This is a genomic window from Actinomadura kijaniata NBRC 14229 (genome assembly GCF_001552175.1).
Lineage (GTDB): Bacteria > Actinomycetota > Actinomycetes > Streptosporangiales > Streptosporangiaceae > Spirillospora > Spirillospora kijaniata.
This window is the reverse complement of sequence record NZ_BCQR01000300.1, coordinates 1-5,552: the sequence shown is the minus strand read 5'-3', so window position 1 is coordinate 5,552 and position 5,552 is coordinate 1. Positions and strand designations below refer to the sequence as shown.

Below are 5,552 nucleotides of genomic sequence, written 5' to 3'. Positions count from 1 at the left end.
GACTCGCTTTACGTTATCAGTTCCGGCCGGTCTGTCAATTTCACCGGTCTTCCCCGATTTCGCCCTTTCCGGTTTCCCGTTCGGGCGATGTCTCCATTTCACCAGAACCATCCGACTTTGCAAAATCGGGCGTTTCCGTGGAACGGAGATCCCACCGGCAGCACCCAGCGCACGGTCGAGACCGTGTGCGTGGTTCTTCGGTGGTTCCCCTCGGGTCGGCCGCTGTTTCCAGCGTCCCGCTCCCCGTGGGGCGGAGAGAACATTATGCCCACGCGCGCACCGCGTCAAACCAAACCGGGAAACCCGTGGCGACGTGTCGCGGGGGCATGCTCGCCGCATCCGCTCCCTGGGAGCTTGACCTGCGGCGATGTTCTTCGTCGGTGTTCGTCGTCCGTGCCGACGGCGATGCCGTCGAAAGCTACAACAGGGGGCGCGTCGGATCTGTTCCCGGTTCGGGGACGAAGTACCGCGCGGCGGGCACCCGCCGCGCGGTCGGCGGCCGGCTCAGCTCCAGGTGGCTCCGGCGGGTTCGCGGACCGTGGTGTTGAGGCGGTTGAAGAAGTTCGTCATGGAGATCCACAGGATCAGGCCGGAGAGCTGCTTCTCGTCGAAGTGGTCGGCGACCTCGTCCCACAGTTCGTCGGGGACGGCGTCGGGGCGGTCGGCGAGGCGGGTCACCGCCTCGGCCAGGGCCAGGGCGGCGCGTTCGGCGTCGGTGAAGTAGGGGGCCTCGCGCCAGGCGACCACGGACCACATGCGCTCGTCGCTGGTCCCGGCCTTCCTGAGGTTGCGGCCGCCGGAGTCCACGCAGGCGGCGCAGCCGTTGATCTGGCTGGCGCGCAGGTGGACCAGTTCCAGGAGCTCCGGGGCGAGGCCGCTCTGGTAGGCGGCCTTGTAGAGGCCCTGGATCGGCTTCATGGCGTCGAGGACCATCACCGGGTTCTTCATGCGGGCTTCCATCGTCGCTGCTCCCTCGGGGTTCGGTTGCTCTCACTGCATTGACGGGCCCCGGAGCGGAAGTGTGACCGCGGGGAAGATTTTTCCGTGGCGGTTGCGCGGGGACGTCGGTAGCGTTCGCGGTCGCTGTCGGGCTGCGGAAAGGCGGTGTCCCCGGTGAGTGGTCCGCGTACGACCACGTTGTGGCGGCCGACCGGGCCGGAGGAGTTGGAGCTGGTGCGGGAGCTGGAGTGGCGGGCCTGGCCGCCGCGGCTGCCGGAGCAGCCGATCTTCTATCCGGTGCTGAACGAGGAGTACGCCATCAAGATCGCGCGGGACTGGAACGTGCCGCACAGCGGGGTGGGGTACGTGACGCGGTTCGAGGTGGAGAGCGGGTTCCTGGAGCGCTATCCGGTGCGGCGGGCCGGTGGGCGGACGATCCTGGAGCTGTGGGTGCCCGCCGAGGAGCTGGCGGAGTTCAACGCGCACATCGTCGGCACCATCGAGGTCGTGCACGAGTTCCGGTGACGGCCGGGTCGTCCGCTACGGTCGCCGGATGGGGCGACATGTGCCGTTCACCGGCGATGAGAAGGAAAGCCTGTGGGCCAGCCTCCAGCGGCAGCGCGACGTGACGCTGGGGAAGCTGGAGGGGCTCGACGACGAGCAGGTGCGGCGGGCGGTCGTGCCGTCCGGGACGAACCTGCTGGGGTTGGTGAAGCATCTGGCGGCCGTGGAGTACTCCTGGTTCTGCGAGACGTTCGGGCGGGAGACCGAGCCGTTGCCGTTCGATCCCGAGGACGAGAACGCTGACCTGCGGGTGCGGCCCGACGAGACGACCGCGGACATCGTGGCGTTCCACGGGCGGGCGCGGGCCGCGGTGGACAAGGTGATCGGGGAGCTCGGGCTCGCCGACACCGGGACGGCGTGGTCCGGGGAGACCGTGACGTTGCGGTGGCTGCTCATCCACATGATCGAGGAGACGGCGCGGCACGCCGGGCACATGGACGTCCTGCGGGAGCTGATCGACGGGGCGACCGGCGACCCGCCGTCCCGTTGATCAGCGGGTTTCCCGGGCCCTCTCCCATTCGACGATCGTGGTCACGTCCTCGCCGAGCATCCTGTGGGCGAGGTCCCTTTCCCGTTCGCGGGGCCGGACGCGGGTGAGCGGCGCGAACTCCTCGGGGAGGACGTCGAACGTGCCGAAGACCCGCTCCCCGGTGCGCATCCGGAGCAGCATGCCGCAGCGCAGGTGGCGGGGCGTGTCCGGCTTGGTGTGCCAGAAGAGCGGCAGCAGGTGGTGAACGCCGTCGGCGGCGACGTGGGCGGCGATCCGTTCCGGGGACAGGCGCGCGTTGAGCCGGAGGCGTTCGCCGGTCCTTCCCAGTTCCGTGAGCGTGGCGGTGTCGATCTCCTTGACCTCGTGGGGCACGTCGTACCTGTCGTCGCTCATGGGGTTCCTTCCGGTGTCTGGATAATGCGGGGTGTGGAGCTCCGTCCGGAACTGTCGCCGCCCCCGGTGTCCCCCGAACGGCTCGGGGAGATCTCGGCGTGGATCGAACGGATCGAGCGGTCGATCGCCGGCGGGGAGCCGGTGGCGGAGGAGATCGGGGCGTTCAACGCGGCCACCGGGCACCGGTACGGGCTGTTCGACTTCGCGACGTACCGGGGGCGCGGACCCTGGAGGAGTTCGCGCTGGAGGCGGCGCGGCCCGCGCGTCCCCGGGTGCCGGACGTCACCTGGGCGGAGCTGGTCGAGATCGTTCGGCGGGTGCTGGACGGGGATCCGGAGACCGGGTACTACCTGCTGGTCCTGGACGCCAACGTCGCCCGGCGGGATGCCGCCGATCTGATCTTCCATCCGCCACCCGGGCTGGAGGGCGCCTCGGCCGGGGAGATCGTGGACGCGATCCTGGCATACCGTCCGTTCTCCCTGTGAGGGCGGGGGCGTGGTCCCCTGGTGGCGGCGGCCCACGCCGAACGGGTCGAGGCGGGTCCCGCGAACGGGGCCGCCGCGGCGCGGGCGTCCCGGTCCCGGAGGACGCGGGGTCAGGGCTTGGCGAGGAAGCCGCCGACGAACAGGACCGCCTCGGCCACCACCCACAGCAGGGCGGAGACGGCCAGCACGCTGTCGAGGCGGTCCGGGCGGCGGCGGATGGCGGGGGCGGTCCAGGCGGCGACGCCCAGGGCCGCGGCGCCGAGCGCCGGCAGGAACGAGATCAGGACCGCGACGTCGTAGTGGTCGGCGCAGACCGCGTCGCGCTGCTCGGGGTCGCCGCAGAACGCCGTGGTCCCCCAGCCGCCGAACGCCGACAGCAGCCACAGCACGGCCAGCAGGACATTGGCGATCGTCGGCAGGGCCGGTGAGATCCACCAGCCGTTCGGGCGTCCGGGCACGGCCTGCACGCAACGGACGGTACCTCGCGACCCCCGGGTCCTGAAAGGGCCCTTCGGCAACGCGTCCGGAAGGTTCGGTTATGCGCCGTGGGTAGGGTCGGGCGCGTGGGGAAGGTCATCGACAAGGTCGCCTGGGTGTGCGTGGACGGCGGGCGGGTGCTGGCGGTCCGGTCGCACGGCAGGGAGCTGTTCTATCTGCCCGGCGGCAAGCGGGAGGCCGGGGAGGGCGACGCCGCGACGCTGGCCCGGGAGGTCCGGGAGGAGCTGGGCGTCGAGTTGGTGGGCCCGCCCGTGCACGTGGGCACGTGGGAGGCCCCGGCGGACGGCCGCGGCGGCGGGGTGACGGTGCGGATGGCCTGCTACACCGCCGACCACCGGGGAACGCCGCGCGCCGCCGCCGAGATCGCCGAGATCGCCTGGCTGGGCCACGGCGACCGGGAACGCGTCTCGGCGGCGACCCGGCTGGTCCTGGACGCCCTGCGGGAGTCCGGCGGGATCGGCTGAGCCCCGGTCAGGTCAGGTCCTTCGACTCGTGCAGGGTCATGTCCATCACGATCGCGGTGAGCACGGCGAACGTGCGCAGCGGCTCCGGCACCGGGTCGTCGATCTCGACGGTGTACTTGTCGGCGGTGGTCAGCAGGTGGGTGGCGATCCCGGCGAACTTCTTGCGGACGTGGGCGACGGCCGTTCCGCTCGTGTCGGTGACGGTGAAGTTGCGGCGCGCCACGTCCCCGGCGATCTCGCCGACCTTCGTGCCGCCGGGGTCGCGCAGCAGGTAGCGGCGGGCGATGCGTTCGGTGTTGACGGTGCCGAGCGTCTCGCCGTCGGCGTCGTGCAGCGTGGTCAGCATGCGGCCCGCGCGCTTGGCGATCACCAGCAGGGGTTCGCCGTCCGGGTCGGTCACGTCGACGACGCGGGCGTCCAGCTCGGACTTGCCGGGGAACACCTTCTTCAGGTGCTCCAGGCGGTTGCCCTCCTGGGGTTCGGCGGCCTGTGCCAGCAGCGTTCCGTCCTCGGTGAGGATCTTGTAGCGGGTCCGGGCGAACGGGCCGCGGCGCGGCTGCTCGACCCGGAACGACGAGGCGGTGAACAGGTCGGTCACGATGGGGTCCCGTCGGTCGGGGGAATCGGGATGGCTCGGGCCGGTCAGGGCGTGAAGTCCTTCTCCTCGTAGTGCATCATGTCGACCGCGATGGCGGCCGTCACCACGAGGGTGCGCAGCGGTTCGGGCAGCGGCGCGCGGACCTCGGTGGTGTAGCGGTCGGCGGTGGTGAGGACCTCCTTGCCGAGGCCGGCCCACTTCTTGTCCACCTGCGCCACGTGCTGCCCGTAGCCGTCCAGCACCTGGAACCTGCGGCCCAGGCGGTTGCCCTTCAGCTCGCCGACGGCGTTCCCGGCGGCGTCGAGCAGGGAGTAGCGGAACGCGTAGCGGTTCTGCCGGAACCAGCCGATCAGGCGGCCGTCCGGGAGCAGGACGGAGGTGTCGGTGTCGTAGCCGCGGTTGGCGATGACGAGGACCGGGGTCCCCTGCGGGTCGCGGACCTGCACGGTGCGCGGGTAGACGCCGATGCCGCCGAACACCACGCGGGAGATCTGCTTGCGGATCGGCACGTCCTCCTCGGCGGCCTCGGCGAGCACCGTGCCCTGCCCGTCGCGGACGGTGTACTGCGACTTGGCGGCGGGCAGGCGGGGCGGCTGCTCGGTCTGCAGCACGGGGGCGGTGAACAGGGTGTGCATTCGCTGATATATAGCGCAAGAGGGGCGGTTCCCGTGGGAACCGCCCCTCCTGGGCGTCACTGCTGTGGACTGCTCCGATCAGGTGATCAGAAGTCCATGCCGCCGTCGCCGCCCGGCATGGCCGGGGCGGCGTTCTTCTCCGGCTTCTCGGCGATGACGGCCTCGGTGGTGAGGAACAGGGCCGCGATCGACGAGGCGTTCTGGAGAGCGGAGCGGGTGACCTTGGCCGGGTCGATGATGCCCGTCTCGAACATGTCGACGTACTCGCCGGTGGCGGCGTTGAGGCCCTGGCCCGGGGTCAGGTTGCGGACCTTCTCCACCACGACGCCGCCCTCGAGGCCGGCGTTCACGGCGATCTGCTTCAGCGGCTCCTCCAGGGCGCGCTTGACGATGTTGGCGCCGGTGGCCTCGTCGCCGGACAGTTCCAGCTTGTCGAAGGCCTTGGTGCCCGCCTGGAGCAGCGCCACGCCACCGCCGGGGACGATG

Annotated in this window: 10 protein-coding genes; 4 read left to right on the top strand and 6 right to left on the bottom strand. The window is 71.0% G+C overall.

From position 1 onward, the window contains the following. Window positions 1-504: 504 nt before the first annotated feature. Complete coding sequence (locus tag AKI01S_RS47965; protein WP_439951717.1) at window positions 505-948, bottom strand: carboxymuconolactone decarboxylase family protein; 444 nt, start codon at window positions 946-948, stop codon at window positions 505-507. Window positions 949-1,113: 165 nt separating this feature from the next. On the opposite strand from AKI01S_RS47965, the gene AKI01S_RS47960 reads away from it, so the two are divergent. Together AKI01S_RS47960 and AKI01S_RS47955 are read left to right on the top strand one after the other, a co-directional pair. After that, window positions 1,114-1,464, top strand: coding sequence for a hypothetical protein (locus AKI01S_RS47960; protein WP_067833654.1), 351 nt, complete (start codon window positions 1,114-1,116; stop codon window positions 1,462-1,464). 28 nt (window positions 1,465-1,492) lie between these two features. Then, entirely contained in the window at window positions 1,493-1,993 is a 501-nt protein-coding gene (locus AKI01S_RS47955) for a DinB family protein (protein WP_067833648.1), read from the top strand. On the opposite strand, the gene AKI01S_RS47950 is transcribed toward AKI01S_RS47955, so the two are convergent. Next, window positions 1,994-2,386 (bottom strand): hypothetical protein, encoded by a 393-nt coding sequence (locus AKI01S_RS47950; RefSeq protein ID WP_067833646.1) that lies wholly within the window; start codon window positions 2,384-2,386, stop codon window positions 1,994-1,996. 272 nt (window positions 2,387-2,658) lie between these two features. Here AKI01S_RS47950 and AKI01S_RS53130 point away from each other — a divergent pair, with 272 nt between their 5' ends. After that, complete coding sequence (locus AKI01S_RS53130; RefSeq protein ID WP_218010095.1) at window positions 2,659-2,871, top strand: hypothetical protein; 213 nt, start codon at window positions 2,659-2,661, stop codon at window positions 2,869-2,871. Window positions 2,872-2,981: 110 nt separating this feature from the next. Here AKI01S_RS53130 and AKI01S_RS47940 read toward each other — a convergent pair whose 3' ends face one another. Continuing rightward, window positions 2,982-3,338, bottom strand: a complete 357-nt coding sequence (locus AKI01S_RS47940) for a hypothetical protein (protein WP_067833643.1) — start codon at window positions 3,336-3,338, stop codon at window positions 2,982-2,984. A 96-nt stretch (window positions 3,339-3,434) separates the two neighbouring features. Between AKI01S_RS47940 and AKI01S_RS47935 the strand changes: the two genes are divergently transcribed. Then, a complete protein-coding gene (locus AKI01S_RS47935; protein WP_067833639.1) occupies window positions 3,435-3,833 on the top strand; it encodes an NUDIX hydrolase in 399 nt (132 codons plus the stop codon). 7 nt (window positions 3,834-3,840) lie between these two features. On the opposite strand, the gene AKI01S_RS47930 is transcribed toward AKI01S_RS47935, so the two are convergent. The 3 genes from AKI01S_RS47930 to AKI01S_RS47920 form a co-directional block, all read right to left on the bottom strand. Continuing rightward, window positions 3,841-4,431, bottom strand: coding sequence for an LURP-one-related family protein (locus AKI01S_RS47930; RefSeq protein ID WP_067833636.1), 591 nt, complete (start codon window positions 4,429-4,431; stop codon window positions 3,841-3,843). A 44-nt stretch (window positions 4,432-4,475) separates the two neighbouring features. Further along, the gene (locus AKI01S_RS47925) at window positions 4,476-5,066 is read right to left on the bottom strand and encodes a phospholipid scramblase-related protein (protein ID WP_067833634.1); all 591 of its coding nucleotides are present in this window, start codon (window positions 5,064-5,066) and stop codon (window positions 4,476-4,478) included. An 86-nt stretch (window positions 5,067-5,152) separates the two neighbouring features. Beyond that, window positions 5,153-5,552, bottom strand: a 400-nt coding sequence (locus AKI01S_RS47920) for a TCP-1/cpn60 chaperonin family protein (RefSeq protein WP_281186222.1), incomplete at its 5' end; no start/stop codon positions are given.

What these genes read in the sequence shown, in the direction of transcription:
- AKI01S_RS47950 (WP_067833646.1), bottom strand. Translation starts at nt 2,386, where the DNA reads ATGAGCGACGACAGGTACGACGTGCCCCACGAGGTCAAGGAGATCGAC.
- AKI01S_RS47925 (WP_067833634.1), bottom strand. Translation starts at nt 5,066, where the DNA reads ATGCACACCCTGTTCACCGCCCCCGTGCTGCAGACCGAGCAGCCGCCC.
- AKI01S_RS47965 (WP_439951717.1), bottom strand. Translation starts at nt 948, where the DNA reads ATGAAGAACCCGGTGATGGTCCTCGACGCCATGAAGCCGATCCAGGGC.
- AKI01S_RS47955 (WP_067833648.1), top strand. Translation starts at nt 1,493, where the DNA reads ATGGGGCGACATGTGCCGTTCACCGGCGATGAGAAGGAAAGCCTGTGG.